This is a genomic window from Microbacterium sp. H6 (genome assembly GCF_003314775.1).
Taxonomy (GTDB): Bacteria; Actinomycetota; Actinomycetes; order Actinomycetales; family Microbacteriaceae; genus Microbacterium; species Microbacterium oxydans.
Genome location: NZ_QOAY01000075.1, coordinates 1 through 621 on the forward strand (window position 1 = coordinate 1; position 621 = coordinate 621).

The 621-nt window shown below is 69.7% G+C and carries 1 protein-coding gene; it reads right to left on the reverse strand.

Features of this window, described 5'->3' with window-relative positions:
* Positions 1 to 172 precede the first annotated feature (172 nt).
* A partial coding sequence (locus DSP71_RS05385; protein WP_147251212.1) for an electron transfer flavoprotein subunit alpha/FixB family protein occupies positions 173 to 621 on the reverse strand: 449 nt, incomplete at its 5' end.

Here is a 621-nt window from a genome sequence, read left to right on the forward strand (position 1 = left end):
GAAGACACCGCGACTTCCGAACCTGTCGCGGGCTCGTCGGGCGCCGCGCTCGTCACCGCGTCCGCCGCCCGATCATCCACCGTGGCATCCTCCGCCACCGCATCAGCGGGAGGCCAGGGATCTCCTCCAGGCACGCGCGGCAGACCGCGTCGCAGCATCCGCGTCGCCATGGCTACTTCTTCCGTGCCTCGAGTGCCGCGATCACCTGTGGGACCACGGTGAACACATCGCCGACGATGCCGAAGTCCGCGACGTCGAAGATCGGCGCATCCGCGTCCTTGTTGATGGCGATGATGTTCTTCGATGTCTGCATGCCCGCGCGGTGCTGGATCGCTCCGGATATGCCGAGTGCGACATACAGCTGCGGCGACACCGAGACGCCGGTCTGTCCGACCTGATGGGACTGCGGGATGTAGCCCGCGTCGACGGCCGCGCGCGACGCACCGACGGCCGCGCCGAGCGCGTCGGCGAGCTCTTCGACGAGCACGAACTTCTCCTTCGACGCGAGACCTCGGCCACCGGAGACCACCTTCGTGGCTCCCCGCAGCTCGGGACGGGAGGAGGCGACCTCCACCGCCTCGACCGGGCCCGCCGTGGCCGCGACGGCCCCGGACGGAGTGA